Genomic DNA, 18,393 nt, shown 5'->3' with positions numbered 1-18,393 from the left:
GCTACAGATCGTAAGTAAAGGACTCGACATAGGTGCTACCGGCCACCGGCTGGCCAGCGCCCTTGGAGGTGAGCGGCGCGCTGACATCGCCGCGTGCGTCACGTTTGTCCTCGACGGCGCTGTCGATGCGGATCTGATACCCGGCATCAATCAGGGTGTCTGCCAGTTCGACGCTGACTTTGAGCGTGCGCCCACTGCCGACACTGGCGCCGCTGATCCCGTCAAACTCACTCGGGTTCATCCCGCTGCCACGGGCCCAGTCGCCCAGGTGTTTGTAGTATTTGGCCTTCTTGCCGGCCACCCAGAGGGTTTTCTGGTATTGGCCATTGGTGTCGGTGACGTAGATCGCCAGGTAGGCATCATTGCCGCTGTAGTCCTTGAGCTGCGTGGTCAAGGTCACTTCACGGGCCTGGGCCAGCCCCGGCAGGGCAATGGCGCCGGCAAGGCAGGTGGCTGCGATGATCTTTTTCATGAGGGTGTCCCTTTGATCGTTAGGTCGAGAGCCTGGACCTGCTTGCTGACAGCAACCTGAAACGCAGGAAAAACTCATCGACAGGTGAGGCGTCATTCGGTGAGCGGGCTGCCGAGGTAATCCCTGGCATCGCCGTCGTCGCGGAAATGGATCTCGAGTGTGCGCAAACGCAGCGAGGCCGGTGAGTAGCTGGCTTCGATGGCGTTGCCTTTTCGATCCAGCCCCTTGAGCTCATAACAACCGTCCTCGACCTTGATGCGTTGCACGCTCCAGCCGTATTGCCGCTCGACCTGCTGACGCAAGGTTTCGCGCGGTTGCCAGTCGCTCACCGGGTCGCTGCAATCGTCATCGGCCAGGGCGTAACCACTGAGCAGCAGGCTCAACAGCGTGGCATTGGCAATAAAACCTGTTTTCATGATCTGTCTCCTGCCGAGGTCGGCGCCTGTGGCATACCCTAAGGAGCATTCCTGACAACCAGCTGAATCTTCAGATTCACGTCAGGTAAGGCAATTAAGGTGCTACACGACAACCATCACAGGAGGTACCCGATGCGGATTCTATTGGTCGAGGACGCTCCAGGCTTGGGGGAAGCGGTGCGCGAGCAGATCGCCGATGACGGCCACGCCGTCGATTGGGTGCAGCGCCTGGACCTCGCGCGCAACAGCGTGCGCACCACGCCTTACGACCTGATCCTGCTGGACCTGATGCTCCCGGACGGTCGCGGGCTGGATTTTTTGCGTCAGCAACGTTCGGCAGGGGACGTGACCCCGGTGATTATCCTGACTGCCCAGGATCAGATTTCCGATCGTATCGCTGGCCTCAACGCGGGCGCCGACGACTACCTGGTCAAACCGTTCGACCTGTTCGAGCTCTCGGCCCGTGTGGCGGCGGTGGCCCGGCGCTACAGCGGCAACCCCAATCCACAGATCAGACTCGGCGACTTGCAGGTCGACATGAGTGCCCGCACGGTGTTGCGGGCCGGTGCGACGGTGGACCTGACCGCGCGGGAGTGGGCGCTGTTCGAGGCGTTTGTGCAACGCCCCAGCGCGCTGCTGTCCAAGTCGCAGCTTGAAGAACGGCTGTATGCCTTCGGCGCCGAAATCGAGAGCAATACCATTGAGGTCTACATCAGCCGTCTGCGTAAAAAACTCGGGCGCGACCTGATTGAAACCGTGCGGGGCATGGGCTACCGGTTGATGTCCGCATGAAGCCGTCTTCGAGCCTGCAAAAACGCCTCGGCCTGGGGCTGACATTGGGCACGACCTTACTGTGGCTGGCGGCGACCGTTGGCGCCTGGCTGGTGGTGCAGCATGAATTGAACGAGGCGTTCGACAGTGCGCTGGAAGAGACTGCACAGCGCATCCTGCCTCTGGCCGTGCTGGAAATCAGCAACCGTGAAAGTCCTCGTGACGCCCAACACGTCGCCACCCTGAAAATGCACAAGGAATACCTGACGTACCTGGTGCGCGATGCCAAGGGCGAGATCCTGATGCAGTCCCACGACGCCAACCCGAAGATCTTCAACCAACGACCGGCCGAAGGCTTTTCAACCACAAAAAAATACCGTCTGTACGGCGCCAGTGCGCTACGTGAAACAGTGTTTATCGAGATTGCCGAACCTCTGGAACACCGCCGCGAAGCGGCACGTGAAGCGTTGCTTGCCTTGTTGTTGCCATTATTGGCGTTGATTCCCATCAGTCTGTTGGGAACGTGGTTGTTTGTGCGCATCAGCTTGCGCAGTGTATTGGCCTATCGTCGTGCCGTGGAGACTCGTGGGGTGGGTGATCTGTCGCCGATCAGCGGGGCGCGATTGCCGGCGGAAATCGCACCACTGGCGGAGGCGGTCAATCATCTGCTGGAGCGCTTGCGCAAGGCCTTGGAGAGCGAACGCAGCTTTACTGCCAACAGCGCCCATGAACTGCGTACGCCACTGGCGGCGACCCTGGCGCAAATCCAGCGACTCCACCATGAGGCGCCCGAGGGCCCGTTGCGAGTACGTGCGGCGAAAATCGAAAACGCGTTGCGCGACCTGGCGCGGCTCTCGGAAAAACTCATCCAACTGGCCAAGGCCGAAGGCGGTGGCCTGTTGTCCGAAACGCCTCAGGACCTCATCCCGTTGCTTGCCCATGTGGTTGATGAGTGGAACAACCGCAGTGGGCACCGGATCAAGTTGCAGCTGCCAAACCAGTCCTGCGTGTACTCGACTATTGACCCGGACGCCTTTGGTATCCTGTTGCGCAACCTGATTGAAAATGCGCTGAAGTATGGTGCAGCGGAACAACCGATCGAAGTCAGTCTCACCGAACAGGCACAGCTACGGGTTGTCAATGGCGGCCCGGCGGTGCCGCAGTCGATATTGCAGCACCTGACTGAGCGTTTTGTGCGCGGTCACAGTGAGATCAGTGGTTCAGGACTGGGCTTGGCGATTGCCAAAACCATAGTGCAGGGGGTAGACGCCAGAATGAAATTGTTCTCCCCGGCAACAGGTCGACAAGATGGGTTCGAAGTCTGCGTCTGGTTACCGCTTGCTCCATCATAAGAGGCTGGGGGGCTCGCCAACGATCGAAAAATACGCCTTCTCATGCATTTGAGGCCCGGAAACCGATAGGGTTGTCGCCAGCGAATGCAGATGTATTCAGACAAAAAAGGAGTAGGGCGCCAAGCACTGTTTTCATCTTCCTTGATGGGCCCGGCGTCAATTGGACGTGATCGTGTGCGCGGCAAACATGTCAGCGATCGTGTCGGCCTATGCAGTCATTTCCGAGGGGCATTGAATTGCCCAGCGTTCGCGCAAATGGCTGATGCCGATCAGCTAGACTCAGCTCCGCCGGGGAATTTTACGTAAATTTTACGGCTAGCCCTGTTGACTCAATTGATACTGTGCGGCGCTCATCAGCCAGGCGTTTTTTATGTCCATTGCAGTGCTGCGTCTTATCGGATTTATCCTGGGTATTTTTTTGATCACGCTGGCCGTAAGCATGGTGATTCCCATGTTTACACTGGTGGTTTATGACCGCAGTGATGATCTATCGGCGTTTCTCTGGTCGAGCCTGATCACGTTCGTCTGTGGGTTGGCGCTGATTATTCGCGGGCGTCCAGAGGTTGCCCAACTTCGTCCACGAGACATGTACCTGTTGACTACGGCCAGTTGGGTTGTCGTCTGCGCCTTTGCGGCTTTGCCGATGGTGCTCATCCATCACATCAGCTATACCGATGCATTTTTTGAAACGATGTCCGGCATCACCACCACCGGCTCGACGATTTTGACGGGGCTGGATACCGCGTCACCAGGATTGCTGATTTGGCGCTCGATGCTGCACTGGCTCGGCGGAATTGGTTTTATCGGCATGGCCGTGGCGATCTTGCCTTTGTTGCGAGTCGGCGGCATGCGTTTGTTCCAGACAGAATCTTCAGACTGGTCAGAGAAAGTCACACCACGCTCTCACGTCGCGGCGAAATATATCCTGGTGCTCTACCTCGGGCTGACCGGGGTGTCCGCTCTGGCGCTATGGGTCGCGGGAATGACACCTTTCGAAGCGATCAATCATGCGATGTCATTTATTTCAACGGGTGGCTTCTCAACCTCGGATGCCTCCCTGGCGCACTGGCCTCAACCGGCCATTCATTGGGTATCCGTGGTCGTCATGATCGTAGGCAGCCTGCCTTTCACCTTGTATGTCGCCACGCTACGGGGCAACAAAAGTGCATTATTTAAAGACCATCAGGTGCGAGGGTTCATTGGATTTCTGGTGATTACCTGGCTGCTATTTGGTACGTGGTTGTGCATTAACAGCGACTACAGCTGGTGGGAAGCGTTTCGTATCGTGGCCGTCAATGTAACCTCGGTGGTCACGACCACGGGTTTAGCCCTCGGGGATTACACCTTGTGGGGCAGCTTTTCTGTCTTGCTGTTTTTCTATTTGACCTTCGTCGGCGGATGCTCCGGGTCTACGGCGGGAGGGCTTAAAATATTCCGCTTTCAGGTTGCCTCCTCCTTGCTGATGGGCAGCCTGAAACAACTGATTCATCCTCGTGCGGTGATTCGAAAAAAATACAACGGCCATCCCATTGACGAAGACATCGCACGTTCGCTGTTGACCTTTTCATTCTTTTTCACCATCACCATCGGTGGCATTGCCCTGGGATTGGCGCTGATCGGTCTTGATTGGACGACAGCCTTAAGTGGTGCTGCCACCGCAGTGTGCAACGTGGGTCCCGGCCTGGGGACGATCATCGGTCCAGCAGGCAACTTCTCGACCTTGCCGGATGCGGCAAAATGGCTGCTGACGGTCGGCATGCTCTTGGGAAGGCTGGAAATTCTGACGGTGCTGGTGCTGCTCACACCAGTCTTTTGGAGGTACTGATCAAGTCGATAACGACGGCCTGGCAGCCCGGGTTCAGAATCAAATCAGAGCCAACAACTTGGCGTTACTGGCTCATCAAGTACTTGGCAACGGCATCATGGGCCGGCAAGGAAGCCGCATCGTTAGCCACGTTGGCGGCGGCGGGATGGCTGGCGAACCGCGCTATCACGACCTCGGCCTTCGGCTCAACATACAGTGCCTGGCCATAGACTCCTCGGGCCATGAAGGCACGATGCTCATTATGGGTTTGCCACCACCTGTCGTGGTAGCTCCAGCCAGCCAAAGACCTGTCGTTCGCTCAGATTGCGGAAGGTACCGGCCCAACCTATGGCCTGATAAACATTCCACGATATCTGAAATTCAGGAGAACATAACAGATCATGGTGGCTGTCAGGCCGACCAATATGTACTGGACGCGGGGCAGGAATATAACCAACCCACCCAAAGACAATACGATCAAGGTGTTTTGTATTATGTATTTCCTTATTTTGGGCACGGCTACGAAATAGCCATATTGCTTGCCCAGGAAAAACAAGGCCATGCCGATGATTGACATAATCTGGAAATCGCGTATCGCAATGTCATTCAGGATCGCATGCCTGATCAAATTGGCGAGGAGTGCTAGCCCCATAAACAGAAAAAGGTGCGAGTAGATCAGGGAGTGCCCACTCATACTGCTTTCTTTGTTGCTCAGCAGGTAAAAGCTTTCAAAATAGATCCACCAGATACTGCAAACCATGATAAATCCGGTGATTGCCGTCATTACGGTATAACGATCCCAGTCAATGTTGGATAACCCTGCAGAAAGGCTAATGACTGACTCGCCCAATAAGATGAGGGTGAGCAAGCCCAGTCGTTCAACCAAGTGTTCTGTATGTGTTGGCAATGGCTTTAGGTTGCTTCCGACAATTACAGGCAAGAGAATGTCAAGAAAAATTCCAAGGTAAGCAACAAGGTAACGCATGGGTGGGTCAAAAAGAATGGATGAAAGACTAATAACTGCGCTGACTAGCAGGGCGAAGCCAAGCCTGGCGGAGAATTTGCCACGGTCATCGTGTTTTCTTCTGGACGATATGTACATAATGCTGATGATGACACGTATACCAAAATAACAGGCCATAACAAGCGGATAGTTTACTTCCGGTATTTTTTCAATCAGTGCAGAGAGCACAATGAGCAGCAACATCATAAACAATGTTGCCAGGCGGTGAGGGTTACTGTCTGTATCAAACCTGTTGGCGTAAATCGTGTGACTAGACCAGATCCACCATAATGGAACAAAAAGCAGTAAAAACGTCCATACTTGCTCAGGCTCAAAGTGCCCGTGATGAACATGACCGAGAATGTGCGTAACCTTGCCAATTGCCACAACAAAAATCAGGTCAAAAAACAACTCTAACCATGTGGCGTGTCGATTTTTGTCATAGTACTTCAAGGACTTCATTCGCTGCTGGCTCCGTGTGCACCTCTTTAAGGTAGAAGGAATCTAACGGATTAGCGAACGGGGGGGCGGGAATAACTAGCGATTGTTACGATAGCGTTCGGTCAACGACTGCACGAGGGTGACGTAGGATTGCGTCTCGGCGTAGGGAGGCACCCCATTGTGCTCGACCACGGACGCTTCGCCAGCGTTGTAACCGGCCAACGCCAGCATCTGGTTGCCGTTGAAACGCTTGAGCAGCCAGGCCAGGTAGCGCACGCCACCACGAATGTTCTGCCGGGCGTCGAATGGATCGTCCACGGCGAAGCGCTCGGCGGTGGCGGGCATCAATTGCATCAGCCCCTGGGCGCCCGCTTCGGAAATGGCGTTGGGGCGAAACGCCGATTCGGCATGTATGACCGCGCGGACCAGCGCTCTGTCGACCCCATATTGACCCGAAGCGGCTTCGATTTCCCGCCGATAGGAACGGGTGTCCAGGCGCAGTGAGGCGACCTTGAAATCCTTCGGCGCCCTGCACAGATAGCAACCCTTGATGTAATAGACTTCAAGGACATCGACCCGCGCGGAAATGCCTACCGGGCGCCGGCTCACATATTGACGAACACCCTTGTGGAGGAAAGTGAACACCCGAATCCGCATCGCGCCGGAGTCGTTGTCTTGCACAAGCCGTGGCAGGGCCATGGGCTTGGCGCCGGCAGCGCCAGCCATGCCATTCACGCGAGTGCAGCGGGCGCTGGCGATGGCTTGACTGGTGTAGCTGATGGCTCCGTCCCCGGCTTGGCACTTGAACATGGCGCTGGCGCACAGTGGCGTGACCAGCAAGGCCAGCTCGATGCCGCCAATAAGGCTCTTGCGAGCCCATCGCCATGCCCTGGAATACATCACATCGCTCCGCGCCGCAGGCGCCGATCAGGGGCGCCTGACCCGAACGTTGCCTTTGGAGGGCCTGGGGTGACCCGCCTGCTGTCCTGACAGTTATACCCCTTGTAGCCGGCGTTGGGACTTGCGTTGACGTACGGGCTGGAACCAGCCCCTCAGCAACCCCACCAACGTAATCCCAAACACACCATCAACTTTATGTTGCTACTAAAAAGTTATTAGCTAATAACAAGAGGCTTATAGCTTTTATCCGGATTTAATAGCGGGACAGGTATATCGGGCTTAATCTATCTTTAGAATAATTTGTGATTAGTCATCGCTGCTTTTATGACTTTATGATCTGTCCCACAACAACTCGTGAGACAGGAGGTAGCTCGATGACTATTCAAATCAAACCGGTCGCCGGTCGAATTGGGGCACAACTGGAAGGCGTGAAGTTGGGGGGAGGCATCAGCGCCGAGGCATTCGAATTCATTAATCAGGCACTGTTGAAATATAAAGTGCTGTTCTTTCGCGACCAACATCTGGATGACGCCGAGCACGAGGCTTTTTCCCGCCGCTTCGGCGATCAGGTCCCGCACCCGACCGTGCGTTCCGCTGAGCAAGGCGCTGCGATCCTGCATTTGGACGCCAAGGAAACCCGCGCCAATTCCTGGCACACCGATGTGACCTTCGTGGCCAACTACCCGAAGATTTCCATCTTGCGTGGTGTCGTAATTCCGCCCTTTGGCGGTGATACGGTATGGGCCAATACTGCAGCAGCCTATGCTGATTTACCCGACCCGTTAAAACAATTGGCCGATAATCTTCGCGTATTGCACACCAACGTGTATGACTACGCAGCGCCGCGTAATACCGACGAGTCGGGACTCAAGCGTTATCGTGAACAGTTCACTGCTGAAGTCTACGAAACCGAACATCCGTTAGTGCGAGTCCATCCGGAGTCGGGTGAAAGAAGTTTGTTGTTGGGGCACTTTGTTAAACAAATTCAAGGTGTCAGTAGCAACGATTCCAAACAACTGATTCGCCTGTTTCACGACCGTATCACCCATGTCGACAACACCGTTCGCTGGCGCTGGCAGGAGGGCGATGTGGTGATCTGGGACAATCGCGCCACCCAGCACATCGCGATCAACGATTACGGCGACGCCCCGCGCATCGTGCGCCGCACCACCATCGACGGTGATGTGCCGGTCGGGGTGGATGGTCGCTTGAGCCAGGCGCTCAAGCCTAGCCCCGAGGCGCGTTCGCCGAAAACCGAAGCCGACAAAAAACACCTCGCCGCCTGACGAGCGACTCTCATTGGTACAAGGAAGGCTGACATGAAGCTCAATGGCATTCGCCTGTTTAAAAAAGGCAGCATCGCTGCAGCGCTGGCTGCGGTTCTTGCGGTATCCGGGGCCGAGGCCGATGTCTTGCGCATCGGTGTCGCCACGGCCGGGGGCGGTGACCCGGTGACCTTCAGCGGCTCGCCTCTGGGCATCGTGCGCAATCAGCAATTGCTGGAAAAAGCCTTCGCCGGAACCGGGACCGAAGTGCAGTGGTTCTTCTTCAAGGGGGCAGGGCCGGCGGTCAACGAAGCCTTCTCCAACCAGCAACTGGACTTCGCCTACCAGGGCGATCTGCCTGCAGTCGTCGGGCGCTCCAACGGACTGGACACCAAGTTGCTGGCGGCGTTGGGTGTGCGCGCCAACCTCTACCTGGCGGTGCCCAAGGGCTCCCCCCTCAAGACCATCGAGGACCTCAAAGGCAAGAAGGTCGCGATCTTCCGCGGTACCAACGGTCATCTGGTGATGATCAATCTGCTGGCGGAGCACGGGCTGACCGAGCGCGATATCAAGGCCATCAACCTCGATACCGGCAGCTCTCAGGCCGCATTGATTTCCAATGGCGTGGATGCCGCATTCGGTGGGCGTGAGTTGTTCAAGCTGCGTGACAAGGGCCTGATCGACATCATTTACGACAATCCTCAGCAGGACGTGCGCTACACCCGGCAGACGGCGCTGGTGGTTCGCGGTGAATATGAAAAAGAGCATCCGGACAAGGTGCAAAAGGTCGTCGACACGCTGGTGGACGCGGCGAAGTGGACATCGGACGAGAGCCATCGCGATGACGTCTTCGCTGAATGGGCCAAGAGCAATGATCCCGCCGATTCACTGCGTGCCGACTTCACCGGGGTTCCTCTCAGGGACCGGGCCTCGCCTCTGGTCGACAATTTTCTGATCAGCCGCTATCAGGCCGTGGCGGATCAGGCCAAGGAAGAAAAACTCATCCGTCGCCCGGTCAGTATCGATGGCTGGTTCGAAAGCAGCTATCTGCAGAAAGCCCTCAAGGCCAAGGGACTGGAAAACTACTGGACGCCCTACGGCCCGGATGGCAAGCAACCGGCGGGTAGCGCGGTAGCGGCCACCACGACCAGCAAGCAAGGGAGCTAGGGAAATGGCCAGGGCACAGACCGCAAGACTCGAGAAGTATGGGGCGCCGGCATTGCCGAGCGACAACGTCAAACGTCTTCCACCGTCGCCCGCTCGCCCGGTCCGCAAGGTCGAGGTACCGCGCACTTCAGCCTGGTCCGTGAACCTGGGTGACAAGGCCTTGCCCTGGCTGTTGCCGTTGCTGTTGCTGGGTTTGTGGTACCTGGGGGTGGAACGCGGCTGGCTTTCGGAGCAGGTGCTGCCACCGCCAGCCTACGTTTACCAGGCGCTGTCGGACCTGTTTGTCAGCGGGGATCTGTGGCTCAACGCATTGGCCAGCCTGCAGCGGGTTGTCGTCGGGTTCAGCCTCGGCGCCTTGCTCGGAGTGGCGCTGGGCCTGGCCATGGGACTGTCCCGGACGCTGGAGGATTACCTGCTGCCGACTTTCAACGCACTGGTGCAAATTCCGGTATTGGGCTGGCTGCCGTTCGCCTTGTTGCTGTTCGGCATCGGCGAGACGCTCAAGTATGTGCTGATTGCCAAGGCCGCCCTGGTGCCAATCACCCTGTGTACCTTGCAGGCGTTCCGCCAGGCGCCCAAGGGCTTGTTGGAAGTCGGCCGGACCTACGGCTTCAGCCGTCGGCAAAGCGTCACCTCCATTGTCCTGCCGGCGGCAATCCCGACACTGTTTACCGGGTTCCGCCTGGGCTTCACCAAAGCCTGGCTATCGCTGGTGGTGGTCGAATTGGTGGCCTCGAGTGAAGGGCTGGGCTACCTGATCGTCTATGGGCGCCAGCTGTTTCAACTGGACCTGGTGATGGCGGCCGTCGTGATAGTGGGGGCGCTCGGCCTGCTGATCGATCGCAGTTTCGACTACGCGCAGAAACGCCTCGATCACGGTCGGCCAACGGTTGGAGGGCGCCAGTCATGAGTGCGACGTTGTCGACAGGTAGCGGTAGCCACCGGTATCGCGGTTGGGTCTTGCCAATCTCGGTGATTGCCCTGTGGTGGTTGGTTTCGAACCAGGGCTGGAGTGAATCGGGGCTGTTCGTTTCGCCGGAAAAAGTCGCGGCGACAGCCTGGGATCAAATCACCTCGGACAAATTCTGGCGGGCGATTTCGGCGAGCCTTGCGCGCAACCTCAGTGGCTTTTTCATCGGCACCGCGCTGGGCCTGGTACTGGGTTGCCTGCTGGGTCTTTCGCGGCGTTTCGAGCGCTTGGTGGGGCCAAGCTTCAACACCTTCAAGCAAATCTCCCTGTTCGCCTGGATCCCGCTGATCTCGGTGTGGTTCGGCCTGGGCGATGTGGCCAAGGTGGTGTTCCTGTCACTGGCCGCACTGGTGCCGGTGGTGGTCAACACCTGCGACGGGCTGCGCAACGTCCCGCCCAACTTGTTGGAAGTGGCGCGGGTGTACGGCTTCACCCGTTGGCAAACTATTATCGGGGTGATGCTGCCTGCTGCCTTGCCGTCGATTTTCACCGGGCTCTACCTGGCGCTGGTCTACAGCTGGCTGGCAACCATCGGTGCCGAATACCTGCTGGTATCGGGGGAGGGGATCGGCAACACGCTGATCGATGGTAGCGAGCATTTCATGATGGACCTGGTGCTGTTTGGAATGGTGGTTATCGGCCTGGTGGGATGGGGCCTCAACGCCCTGGCCCGGACACTTGAGCGGCGGATGCAGCGCCTGTATGGCATCACGACTAACTGATTGCCACATTGAAAAGGATCGCAACATGAGCAACGGCCTGACCCTGGAACACATCAGCAAGCGGTTCATCTCCAAACCTGGCAGTTCGACGCAATTGCAGGTACTCGACAACATCCACCTCGACATCGCCCCTGGCGAGTTCATCAGCATCGTCGGCGCCAGCGGTTGCGGCAAATCCACGCTGCTGCGGCTGATCCTCGGCCTGGACGAGGAATTCGACGGGCGCATCCTGCTCGATGGCACACCCATCAAGGGCACGGGCCTGGAGCGCGGCATCGTGTTTCAGGACCACCGATTGTTCCCCTGGCTCAACGTCGAGCAGAACGTCGCCGTGGGCCTCAAGAATTCACCCCTGAGCGCCGGGCAGAAGCGCGACACCGTGCGCGAGCACATTGAACTGGTCGGCCTGCAAGACTTCATCGAGTCCTACCCGCATCAGATTTCCGGCGGCATGGCCCAGCGCGTGGCCATCGCCCGCGGCTTGGTCAATCGTCCGAGCGTGCTGCTGCTGGATGAACCTCTGGGCGCCCTCGACGCCTTGACCCGCGCGCGGTTGCAGGGCGAGCTGCAGAACATCTGGGCCAAGGAAAAAATCACCATGATCCTGGTCACCCACGATGTGGACGAGGCGGTATTCCTCGGCGACCGGGTGGTCGTGATGCAGCCCAACCCGGGGCGCATCCGGCGCGTCGTCGACGTCGCTCTGCCGCGTCCGCGCAATCGCAGTGACAGCCGTTTCATCGCCCTGCGCGATGACGTGTTGAGCGACTTTGCGGAGTTGCATTGAGTCGCGTGCTGTCCTGTTTTTTCAGATTCATCTACTCAGGCTTTTCATAGTAGGAAAAAGGAAATGTCCGAACGTCAGCTCAGCCTCAACCTCTTCATCTACCCCAATGGTCATCACGAAGCCGCCTGGCGTCACCCACAGTCGGTGCCGGAAGCGTCCATGGACATCGCTCACTACCAACAGCTTGCACTGAGGGCGGAACGGGAAAAGCTCGATGCGATCTTCTTTGCCGATTCGCCATCCCTGGCCGAAAGCGATCGCGAGGGTTTGCGCATACGTTTCGAACCAGTGACCTGGCTGGCGGCCATCGCGGCGGTGACCCAACGCATCGGCCTGATCGCCACGGCCAGCACCACCTACAGCGAGCCTTACAACCTGGCGCGTTCGTTCAGTGCGCTGGACCACCTGAGCAAGGGCCGCGCCGGCTGGAACATTGTCACCACGTCCCTGGCGGCCGCCGCCGCCAATTTCGGCCTGGACCAGCATCCGTCGGCCCATGACCGCTATGCCAAGGCCGAAGAATTCGTGCAGGTGGTGGGTGACCTGTGGGACAGCTGGGAGGACGATGCGCTGGTGCTGGACAAGGCCACCGGGGTATTCGCCAACGGTGCGAAAGTGCACTCGATCAACCACGTGGGGACGCACTACCAGGTCAAGGGCCCATTTAACTCACCACGCTCTCCGCAAGGACGGCCGGTGCAAGTGCAGGCCGGCTCGTCCGAGGATGGCCGTGATTTCGCATCAAGGCATGCCGAAGCGATCTTCACCGCGCACCAGACCCTGCAAAGCGCGACCGAATTCGCCAACGATATCCGCGCGCGGGCGAGGGCAGTGGGGCGCGACCCGCGCCAGCTGAAAATTCTCCCGGGTATCAGCCCCTACATCGGCAGCACCGAAGCGGAAGCCCGGCGCAAGTTCGATGAACTCAACGACCTGGTACTGCCGCACGTTGCCCTGGGCCAGCTGCGCCGATTGCTGGGTGTCGACCTGTCCGGTCAGGATCTGGATGCGCCTTTCCCTCGTCATTTGGTCAATTTTGAAGGCAGTGAGAGCCAGGCCAGTCGCTTCAAGCTGGTCATCGATATAGTCGACCGCGAGCAACCGACCTTGCGCCAACTGATCAACCGCCTGGCCGGTGCTCGCGGGCATTGGGTGCCGGTGGGCACGCCGGTGCAAATCGCCGACCTGATCGAACAGTGGTTCCGCAGCGGCGCCGCCGATGGTTTCAACGTGATGCCGCCGGCATTCCCCGAGGGCTTTGAAGTGTTTCTCGATGAAGTGTTGCCGATCCTGCGCAAGCGCAGGCTGTTTCGCGAGGACTATACGGGTACCACGCTGCGCGAGCATTACGGTCTGAGTCGCCCGGTTTCGCGGTTTGCGTTGAAGTCTGCCTGAGGGCGCGCAGCGATCGGGGGATTGTCTGGATGTCCGCGTTGTGATCGTTCCCACGCAGAGCATGGGAACGATCACAACGCGGACAGGCCGCCACGCTCTGCTTTTGATCGCGAGACCCCATTAACCACGATTGCCGAACGCAGGCATTGTGCAGTGGTCTGATAAAACCGCACACGCATTTAGCCGAGTTGCTCCGCAAGCCCGACGATGATGCCCTCAGGCCCACGAACATAGGCGAGCCGGTACGATGTTTCGTACTGCATCTGGCCAATCAATTCGGCGCCATGGGCCTGCATTCGTGCCACGAGCGCATCGATGTCATCGACGGCAAACATGATGCGACGAAGACCCAGGGCGTTCATTGGCGTGTCCACGGGGCCGTACCGCACGGCGTCCGGGGTGTGGAACTTGTCCAGTTCAATGCCCTGTCCGTCGGGGGTGCGCAGCATCGCGAGGGTGGCTCGCACGTTGCCCAGCCCAATGAGGCTGCCGACAGCAGCCCCTTCAACGGTGGTTTGGCCTTCGAGCGTGAGACCTAACGCGATAAAGAATGCCTTCACCGCTTCGAGATCGTCGACAACGATCAGGACGTTGTCCATGCGCTTGATGGTCATGTCCTTCGCTCCCTGTTGTTAAACGAAGTCGCGTAGCTTGGCGCTAGCGACGATAGTAGCGGCGATCGTCGTCGTAGCGGTACCGTGCGTCCCGGTCGCGGTGGCGCTCCCAGTAGCGGTGGCGTTCGGCTTCCCGGCGGGCTTGCTCTCTGCGCCACTGGGCTCTGCGCCATTCGTCTCGACGCCATTCGTCCCGGCGATCGTGCCAACGATCGTCGTGCCAGTATCGATCGTCATGGGCAAGCAACGGCCCTGACTGCTTGGTGGCCGTACTGGCCAAGGTCGGCCAGGGGTTGTCGGCGGCCCGCACGGGCGCCTGGACGGCTATGGCTGGGGGGGCGGAAACAGGGGTTGAAGTCTTCATCTGTGTTGCTGATGCCGAGCCCATTGCCGCGAACGCGAACAGGCCGAGGAGCACCATCCGTGGGACATGGAATTTCATGAGCGAAGACAACCTCTGATTGGCAATTGGACGTGTGGCCATCTGGCTGCGCGAAGCCTGCGGGTTCGCGCCTACCGAGCGGATGAGCCTATCCAAATAGACCGACAATCAAGGAAAAGTTCTAGGCAGGCGTTGCAATTAGTGCAACGCCTGCCAGAGCGCCATGGCGTCGCTCAATCGTCAGAACTGTTCAGCGCGCAGGCCATACAACGAGTCGCTACCGGCAAGAATGGATTGCTCAAGGCTCAAGGTGCGTGGAAGCAAGCGCTGGAAGTAAAAGTCGGCGGTGGCGATTTTCGCGGCGTAGAAATCTTCGTCTTCGCTGCGTTTTTGCCGCGCAACCTGAGCCATGCGCGACCAGAGCCAGGCGTAGGCGACGTAACCGAACAGGTGCAAATACTCCACCGACGCCGCGCCGACTTCGTTGCGGTTGCTTGCCGCTCTGTCTTGGAGCCAGTCGCTGATGTCCTCCAGCCGCTGCACGACATCCAGCAGTTGCGTGGCATAGGGGGCGTCAGGCTGTGCCGCGAAGCGGCGGATCTCGCCGGTGAACTGGCGCAATGCGTGGCCTTTGTCGGCGAGCACTTTGCGCCCGAGCAGATCCAGTGCCTGGATGCCATTGGTGCCTTCGTAGATTTGCGCAATGCGCACATCACGGACCAATTGTTCCTGGCCCCATTCGCGAATGTAGCCGTGGCCGCCGAAAACCTGCTGGCCATTGATGCAGCTCTCCAGGCCGCTGTCGGTAAAAAATGCCTTGGCCACGGGCGTCAGCAGCGCGACCAGGACCTGCGCACTGTCGCGCTCGCCGGCATCAGCGGAAAACTTCGCCAGGTCCAGTTGTTGCCCGACATAGCTGGCGAACGCGCGGCCGCCTTCGGTCATGGCTTTCATGCCCAGCAGCATGCGCCGCACATCCGGGTGAACGATGATCGGGTCGGCCGGTTTGTCCGCCGCCACGGCGCCCGTGGGGGCTCGACTCTGAAGGCGTTCGCGCGCGTAGGCGACGGCACTCTGGTAGGACGCCTCGGCGCAGCCGATGCCCTGAATGCCGATGGACAGGCGTTCGTAATTCATCATGGTGAACATCGCCGCCAGGCCTTTGTTCTCTTCACCGATCAACCAGCCACTGGCACCGTCGAAGTTCATCACGCAGGTGGCTGAGGCCTTGATGCCCATCTTGTGTTCGATCGAACCGCAACTCACGGCGTTGGCAGCGCCAAGCGAGCCGTCGGCATTGACCAACACTTTAGGCACGACGAACAGTGAAATGCCTTTCGGACCCGCCGGTGCATTCGGCAGTTTGGCCAGTACCAGATGAACGATGTTTTCGGTCAGGTCCTGGTCGCCCCCGGTGATGAAGATCTTGCTGCCGGTGATCTTGTAGCTGCCGTCGGCCTCAGGTTCGGCGCGGGTGCGGATCAGCCCAAGATCGGTGCCGGCATGGGCTTCGGTCAGGCACATGGAGCCGGCCCAGCGGCCTTCGTACATCGGTGGCAGATAGAGATTTTTCAGGGTGTCGCTGGCGTGGGCATCCAGTGCCAGGCAGGCGCCGGCGCTCAAGGCCGAATACAGCGCAAAACTTGAGTTGGCACCGTAGAGCATCTCTTCGAATTGCACGGCCAGCATTTTTGGCATGCCCATGCCACCGAACTCGGCGTTGCCGGACAGTCCCACCCAGCCGCCTTTGATGTAGGTTGCGTAAGCCTGTTTGAAACCGCTGGGGGTGCTGACTCGCCCCTCATGCCACTGTGCGCCTTCTTCGTCGCCGCTACGATTGAGGGGCGCAATCAGGTGCGCGGTGACTTTTGCCGCCTCCTCAAGAATGGCATCCGCGGTGTCAGCGTCGATGCTGTCGGCCAAGGCGGGCAGGCGCGCCCACAGGGCCGGTGCCTCGAACACTTCGTGCAGCACAAAGCGCAGGTCACGCAGGGGGGCTTTGAATTCTGGCATAACGTAAACCTCGTTGGGACGGTTGTATTACGGGCACAGCCGAATGTGGCCTGAACGACCCTCAAGCAGCAGGTGCATGACCTGCTGCTTGATGCAAGCAGGGTAGAAGGGATTAGAGCGCCTTGGCCCGGTCGCGCAGCACGTATTTCTGGATCTTGCCAGTGGACGTCTTGGGCAAGAGCGTGAAGATCACGGTGCGCGGGACCTTGAACCCGGCCAGATGCTCACGGCAGAAAGCGATGATGTCAGCCTCTCGAACGTCCTGGTGATCCGCCTTCAAGGTGATGAAGGCGCAGGGCGTTTCGCCCCATTTCTCATCGGGACGGGCGACCACGGCGGCTTCCATCACAGCCGGATGGCGATAGAGCACGCCTTCGAGCTCGATGGTGGAAATGTTCTCGCCGCCGGAAATGATGATGTCCTTGAGTCGGTCCTTGATTTCGACGTACCCGTCGGGATGCCAGACCGCCAGGTCACCGGTGTGGAACCAGCCGCCTTCGAACGCTTCGGCAGTGGCGGTCGGGTTCTTCAGGTAGCCTTTCATCACCGTGTTGCCGCGCAGGAAAATCTCACCGATCGTCTGGCCATCGCGCGGGGTTGGTTCCAGCGTTGTGCAGTCGCCGACCATCACGCCTTCCAGTGTCGGGAAGCGCACACCCTGTCGCGACTTGATTTGCGCCCGCTGCTCCAGGGGTAACTCATCCCATTCGGCGTGCCAGGCGCAGACCGTCACTGGGCCATAGGTTTCGGTCAGGCCGAACACGTGCGTGACCTTGATGCCCATCTCTTCGACGGCACCGATCACTTTGGCCGGTGGCGCAGCGCCCGCGACCAAGGCGTTGACCGGGTGATCGATGGCCGCTTTCGCCGACTCCGGCATGTTGACCAATGCATTGAGCACGATCGGCGCACCGCACAGGTGAGTGACCTGATGCTCGCGGATCAACGTGAGGATTCTCTGCGGGTCGACCCGGCGCAGGAACACGTGCACGCCTGCCAGGGCCGTGATGGTCCACGGGTAGCACCAGCCGTTGCAATGGAACATCGGCAACGTCCAGAGGTACACCGGATGATTGCCGATGGCCCAGGTCATCTGGTTGCCCAGCGCGCTCAGGTAAGCGCCGCGATGGTGGTAGACCACCCCCTTGGGATTACCGGTGGTGCCTGACGTGTAGTTCAGCGAAATGGCCTGCCACTCGTCGAGCGGCCATTTCCAGTCAAACGCCGGGTCGCCTTCGGCCAACAGCGCTTCGTAATCCAGGTCGCTCGCGGCCTGGCCTTCGCCGTATTCCGGGTCATTGACGTCGATCACCAGGGGTGGGTGATCGAGCATGCCAAGCGCCGCCTTGATCACGTCATGGAACTCGCGGTCGGTGATCAGCACTTTGGCTTCGCCATGCTGGAGCATGAATGCGATCGCTTCGGCATCCAGCCGGACGTTGAGCGGGTTGAGCACGGCACCGATCATCGGCACGCCGAAATGCACTTCCAGCATCTCGGGAATATTGGGCAGCATCACCGCCACCGTGTCGTCCTTGCCGATGCCGCGACCGGCCAGCGCCGAGGCCAGGCGGCGGCAACGGGTGTAGGTCTGGGCCCAGGTACGGCGAATCGAACCGTGGATAACGGCGGGGTGGTTCGGGTAGGTACTGGCGGTGCGCTCGATGAAACTGAGCGGCGAGAGGGCAATGTGATTGACAGCCGAAGGGGCCAGGCCCTGGTCATAGATAGACATGTACGGGTACTCGTTGGCTGATTGTTAGCTCTATGGCTGACCGGGCGGCGTAGTCGCCGAGGTCACCTTCTAAGTCCGGATGACGTTATATAATATTTCGCCGGTTATATGGAAGTACAACCTAAGCACTATAGTATATATACTATATGTGGTTCTTCTGATTCTGAGTCGACGCCACTGACCT

18 protein-coding genes are annotated in these 18,393 nt (G+C 58.9%); 9 read left to right on the top strand and 9 right to left on the bottom strand.

The window, feature by feature from the left end; translation table 11 throughout:
• Position 1 precedes the first annotated feature (1 nt).
• Positions 2-472 (bottom strand): DUF2271 domain-containing protein, encoded by a 471-nt coding sequence (locus tag CGA21_RS04625; protein WP_188263642.1) that lies wholly within the window; start codon positions 470-472, stop codon positions 2-4.
• A gap of 92 nt (positions 473-564) precedes the next feature.
• The gene (locus CGA21_RS04620; RefSeq protein ID WP_188263641.1) at positions 565-888 is read right to left on the bottom strand and encodes a PepSY domain-containing protein; all 324 of its coding nucleotides are present in this window, start codon (positions 886-888) and stop codon (positions 565-567) included.
• 132 nt (positions 889-1,020) lie between these two features.
• Here CGA21_RS04620 and CGA21_RS04615 point away from each other — a divergent pair, with 132 nt between their 5' ends.
• The 3 genes from CGA21_RS04615 to CGA21_RS04605 all read left to right on the top strand — a co-directional run bounded on the left by CGA21_RS04615 (position 1,021) and on the right by CGA21_RS04605 (position 4,836).
• Entirely contained in the window at positions 1,021-1,680 is a 660-nt protein-coding gene (locus tag CGA21_RS04615) for a response regulator transcription factor (protein ID WP_110752372.1), read from the top strand.
• Positions 1,677-3,011, top strand: coding sequence for a sensor histidine kinase (locus tag CGA21_RS04610; RefSeq protein ID WP_188263640.1), 1,335 nt, complete (start codon positions 1,677-1,679; stop codon positions 3,009-3,011). Before CGA21_RS04615 ends, CGA21_RS04610 begins: the two co-directional genes overlap by 4 nt.
• A gap of 370 nt (positions 3,012-3,381) precedes the next feature.
• Complete coding sequence (locus CGA21_RS04605) at positions 3,382-4,836, top strand: TrkH family potassium uptake protein (RefSeq protein ID WP_188263639.1); 1,455 nt, start codon at positions 3,382-3,384, stop codon at positions 4,834-4,836.
• Between the two features lie 64 nt (positions 4,837-4,900).
• On the opposite strand, the gene CGA21_RS04600 is transcribed toward CGA21_RS04605, so the two are convergent.
• The 3 genes from CGA21_RS04600 to CGA21_RS04590 form a co-directional block, all read right to left on the bottom strand.
• The gene (locus CGA21_RS04600) at positions 4,901-5,059 is read right to left on the bottom strand and encodes a hypothetical protein (RefSeq protein WP_177411654.1); all 159 of its coding nucleotides are present in this window, start codon (positions 5,057-5,059) and stop codon (positions 4,901-4,903) included.
• A 102-nt stretch (positions 5,060-5,161) separates the two neighbouring features.
• Positions 5,162-6,280 (bottom strand): low temperature requirement protein A, encoded by a 1,119-nt coding sequence (locus CGA21_RS04595; protein ID WP_188263638.1) that lies wholly within the window; start codon positions 6,278-6,280, stop codon positions 5,162-5,164.
• 75 nt (positions 6,281-6,355) lie between these two features.
• On the bottom strand, positions 6,356-7,159 hold the full coding sequence (locus CGA21_RS04590) for a lytic transglycosylase domain-containing protein (protein WP_110752378.1): 804 nt from the start codon (positions 7,157-7,159) through the stop codon (positions 6,356-6,358).
• A 374-nt stretch (positions 7,160-7,533) separates the two neighbouring features.
• Here CGA21_RS04590 and CGA21_RS04585 point away from each other — a divergent pair, with 374 nt between their 5' ends.
• The 6 genes from CGA21_RS04585 to CGA21_RS04560 all read left to right on the top strand — a co-directional run bounded on the left by CGA21_RS04585 (position 7,534) and on the right by CGA21_RS04560 (position 13,465).
• The gene (locus tag CGA21_RS04585; RefSeq protein WP_188263637.1) at positions 7,534-8,445 is read left to right on the top strand and encodes a TauD/TfdA dioxygenase family protein; all 912 of its coding nucleotides are present in this window, start codon (positions 7,534-7,536) and stop codon (positions 8,443-8,445) included.
• Positions 8,446-8,478: 33 nt separating this feature from the next.
• The gene (locus CGA21_RS04580) at positions 8,479-9,591 is read left to right on the top strand and encodes an ABC transporter substrate-binding protein (protein WP_188263636.1); all 1,113 of its coding nucleotides are present in this window, start codon (positions 8,479-8,481) and stop codon (positions 9,589-9,591) included.
• Positions 9,592-9,595: 4 nt separating this feature from the next.
• Entirely contained in the window at positions 9,596-10,501 is a 906-nt protein-coding gene (locus CGA21_RS04575) for an ABC transporter permease (RefSeq protein WP_188263635.1), read from the top strand.
• Complete coding sequence (locus CGA21_RS04570) at positions 10,498-11,283, top strand: ABC transporter permease (RefSeq protein ID WP_188263634.1); 786 nt, start codon at positions 10,498-10,500, stop codon at positions 11,281-11,283. The genes CGA21_RS04575 and CGA21_RS04570 overlap by 4 nt, the downstream gene beginning before the upstream one ends.
• Before the next feature lie 25 nt (positions 11,284-11,308).
• Entirely contained in the window at positions 11,309-12,070 is a 762-nt protein-coding gene (locus CGA21_RS04565; RefSeq protein WP_188263633.1) for an ABC transporter ATP-binding protein, read from the top strand.
• A 63-nt stretch (positions 12,071-12,133) separates the two neighbouring features.
• Positions 12,134-13,465, top strand: a complete 1,332-nt coding sequence (locus tag CGA21_RS04560) for an LLM class flavin-dependent oxidoreductase (protein ID WP_110752388.1) — start codon at positions 12,134-12,136, stop codon at positions 13,463-13,465.
• Positions 13,466-13,644: 179 nt separating this feature from the next.
• Here the strand turns inward: CGA21_RS04560 and CGA21_RS04555 are convergent, their stop codons facing one another.
• The 4 genes from CGA21_RS04555 to CGA21_RS04540 form a co-directional block, all read right to left on the bottom strand.
• The gene (locus tag CGA21_RS04555; RefSeq protein ID WP_110752390.1) at positions 13,645-14,079 is read right to left on the bottom strand and encodes a VOC family protein; all 435 of its coding nucleotides are present in this window, start codon (positions 14,077-14,079) and stop codon (positions 13,645-13,647) included.
• A gap of 43 nt (positions 14,080-14,122) precedes the next feature.
• On the bottom strand, positions 14,123-14,521 hold the full coding sequence (locus CGA21_RS29830; protein WP_110752499.1) for a hypothetical protein: 399 nt from the start codon (positions 14,519-14,521) through the stop codon (positions 14,123-14,125).
• A 180-nt stretch (positions 14,522-14,701) separates the two neighbouring features.
• Positions 14,702-16,474, bottom strand: coding sequence for an acyl-CoA dehydrogenase C-terminal domain-containing protein (locus CGA21_RS04545; protein ID WP_188263631.1), 1,773 nt, complete (start codon positions 16,472-16,474; stop codon positions 14,702-14,704).
• 112 nt (positions 16,475-16,586) lie between these two features.
• The gene (locus tag CGA21_RS04540; protein WP_110752394.1) at positions 16,587-18,209 is read right to left on the bottom strand and encodes an acyl-CoA synthetase; all 1,623 of its coding nucleotides are present in this window, start codon (positions 18,207-18,209) and stop codon (positions 16,587-16,589) included.
• Positions 18,210-18,393: the final 184 nt, after the last annotated feature.

Source organism: Pseudomonas sp. PSB11, assembly GCF_014596605.1.
Taxonomy (GTDB): Bacteria; Pseudomonadota; Gammaproteobacteria; order Pseudomonadales; family Pseudomonadaceae; genus Aquipseudomonas; species Aquipseudomonas umsongensis.
This window is presented reverse-complemented; position numbering and strand designations above follow the sequence as displayed.

Excerpts from the sequence above, each read along its gene's own strand:
- CGA21_RS04625 (WP_188263642.1), bottom strand. The coding sequence starts at position 472 with ATGAAAAAGATCATCGCAGCCACCTGCCTTGCCGGCGCCATTGCCCTG.
- CGA21_RS04620 (WP_188263641.1), bottom strand. The coding sequence starts at position 888 with ATGAAAACAGGTTTTATTGCCAATGCCACGCTGTTGAGCCTGCTGCTC.
- CGA21_RS04615 (WP_110752372.1), top strand. The coding sequence starts at position 1,021 with ATGCGGATTCTATTGGTCGAGGACGCTCCAGGCTTGGGGGAAGCGGTG.
- CGA21_RS04610 (WP_188263640.1), top strand. The coding sequence starts at position 1,677 with ATGAAGCCGTCTTCGAGCCTGCAAAAACGCCTCGGCCTGGGGCTGACA.
- CGA21_RS04605 (WP_188263639.1), top strand. The coding sequence starts at position 3,382 with ATGTCCATTGCAGTGCTGCGTCTTATCGGATTTATCCTGGGTATTTTT.
- CGA21_RS04600 (WP_177411654.1), bottom strand. The coding sequence starts at position 5,059 with ATGGCCCGAGGAGTCTATGGCCAGGCACTGTATGTTGAGCCGAAGGCC.
- CGA21_RS04595 (WP_188263638.1), bottom strand. The coding sequence starts at position 6,280 with ATGAAGTCCTTGAAGTACTATGACAAAAATCGACACGCCACATGGTTA.
- CGA21_RS04590 (WP_110752378.1), bottom strand. The coding sequence starts at position 7,159 with ATGTATTCCAGGGCATGGCGATGGGCTCGCAAGAGCCTTATTGGCGGC.
- CGA21_RS04585 (WP_188263637.1), top strand. The coding sequence starts at position 7,534 with ATGACTATTCAAATCAAACCGGTCGCCGGTCGAATTGGGGCACAACTG.
- CGA21_RS04580 (WP_188263636.1), top strand. The coding sequence starts at position 8,479 with ATGAAGCTCAATGGCATTCGCCTGTTTAAAAAAGGCAGCATCGCTGCA.
- CGA21_RS04575 (WP_188263635.1), top strand. The coding sequence starts at position 9,596 with ATGGCCAGGGCACAGACCGCAAGACTCGAGAAGTATGGGGCGCCGGCA.
- CGA21_RS04570 (WP_188263634.1), top strand. The coding sequence starts at position 10,498 with ATGAGTGCGACGTTGTCGACAGGTAGCGGTAGCCACCGGTATCGCGGT.
- CGA21_RS04565 (WP_188263633.1), top strand. The coding sequence starts at position 11,309 with ATGAGCAACGGCCTGACCCTGGAACACATCAGCAAGCGGTTCATCTCC.
- CGA21_RS04560 (WP_110752388.1), top strand. The coding sequence starts at position 12,134 with ATGTCCGAACGTCAGCTCAGCCTCAACCTCTTCATCTACCCCAATGGT.
- CGA21_RS04555 (WP_110752390.1), bottom strand. The coding sequence starts at position 14,079 with ATGACCATCAAGCGCATGGACAACGTCCTGATCGTTGTCGACGATCTC.
- CGA21_RS29830 (WP_110752499.1), bottom strand. The coding sequence starts at position 14,521 with ATGAAATTCCATGTCCCACGGATGGTGCTCCTCGGCCTGTTCGCGTTC.
- CGA21_RS04545 (WP_188263631.1), bottom strand. The coding sequence starts at position 16,474 with ATGCCAGAATTCAAAGCCCCCCTGCGTGACCTGCGCTTTGTGCTGCAC.
- CGA21_RS04540 (WP_110752394.1), bottom strand. The coding sequence starts at position 18,209 with ATGTCTATCTATGACCAGGGCCTGGCCCCTTCGGCTGTCAATCACATT.